This window comes from Acinetobacter lactucae, from assembly GCF_013344765.1.
In the GTDB taxonomy this organism is placed as follows: domain Bacteria; phylum Pseudomonadota; class Gammaproteobacteria; order Pseudomonadales; family Moraxellaceae; genus Acinetobacter; species Acinetobacter lactucae_A.
Map to the genome: position 1 here is coordinate 1 of NZ_JABVBF010000320.1, position 1438 is coordinate 1438.

Annotated in this window: 1 protein-coding gene; it reads right to left on the reverse strand. The window is 53.4% G+C overall.

The genetic code is table 11. The features are described 5' to 3' along the window. Window positions 1-1438 (reverse strand): Ig-like domain-containing protein (locus HUN22_RS17025; RefSeq protein WP_254617560.1); only part of this gene is annotated, 1438 nt, incomplete at both ends.

Below are 1438 nucleotides of genomic sequence, written 5' to 3' on the forward strand. Positions count from 1 at the left end.
ACCACTGTGATGTCGCTTGCATCAAAGCCTGCTACTGCCTCACTGAACGTGAAACTGATGTTGGCATCTTCACCTGCCGCAAGTGCAAGGTCATCTGTCGTGATTGCAAGGGTTGGTGCTGTTGCATCAACAGTCACTGTGCCTGTCGCAGGTGTTGAAACGTTACCTGCCACATCTGTTGCAGTCACGCTCACTGTGTGCGGGCCATCTGCCAACACTGGAAGTGTATTGTCTGCAAGCGTCCAAGTACCGTCACCATTGTTGGTTGCCGGGTAATCCACGCCATCCACGGTCACCACCACACTCGCAGTAGGATCATCGATCGTACCGGTCAATGCAGGCGTTGTATCGTTCGTCGATACATCAGGGAAAGTCACCACCGGTGCAACAAGGTCAACGATAAAGCCGTCTGTACCATCAAGTACATCGCCTGTACCCAGGTTACCCAAGACATCTGTGTAGCTACCGTCAGCCACCGCAATGCTTGGTGCTGTGCCTGTGCCATCCGGTGTGAACACTGCTGTCCAGGTGATGTTGTCAGTCGTAGTCAGGCCAGTCAATGTACCGCCTACCACTGTGATGTCGCTTGCATCAAAGCCTGCTACTGCCTCACTGAACGTGAAGCTGATGTTGGCATCTTCACCTGCCGCAAGTGCAAGGTCATCTGTCGTGATTACAAGGGTTGGTGCTGTTGCATCAACAGTCACTGTGCCTGTCGCAGGTGTTGAAACGTTACCTGCCACATCTGTTGCAGTCACGCTCACTGTGTGCGGGCCATCTGCCAACACTGGAAGTGTATTGTCTGCAAGCGTCCAGGTACCGTCACCATTGTTGGTTGCCGGGTAATCCACGCCATCCACGGTCACCACCACACTCGCAGTAGGATCATCGATCGTACCGGTCAATGCAGGCGTTGTATCGTTCGTCGATACATCAGGGAAAGTCACCACCGGTGCAACAAGGTCAACGATAAAGCCGTCTGTACCATCAAGTACATCGCCTGTACCTAGGTTACCCAAGACATCGGTGTAGCTACCATCAGCCACCGCAATGCTTGGTGCTGTACCTGTGCCATCCGGTGTGAACACTGCTGTCCAGGTGATGTTGTCAGTCGTAGTCAGGCCAGTCAATGTACCGCCAACCACTGTGATGTCGCTTGCATCAAAGCCTGCTACTGCCTCACTGAACGTGAAACTGATGTTGGCATCTTCACCTGCCGCAAGTGCAAGGTCATCTGTCGTGATTGCAAGGGTTGGTGCTGTTGCATCAACAGTCACTGTGCCTGTCGCAGGTGTTGAAACGTTACCTGCCACATCTGTTGCAGTCACGCTCACTGTGTGCGGGCCATCTGCCAACACTGGAAGTGTATTGTCTGCAAGCGTCCAAGTACCGTCACCATTGTTGGTTGCCGGGTAATCCACGCCATCCACGGTCACCA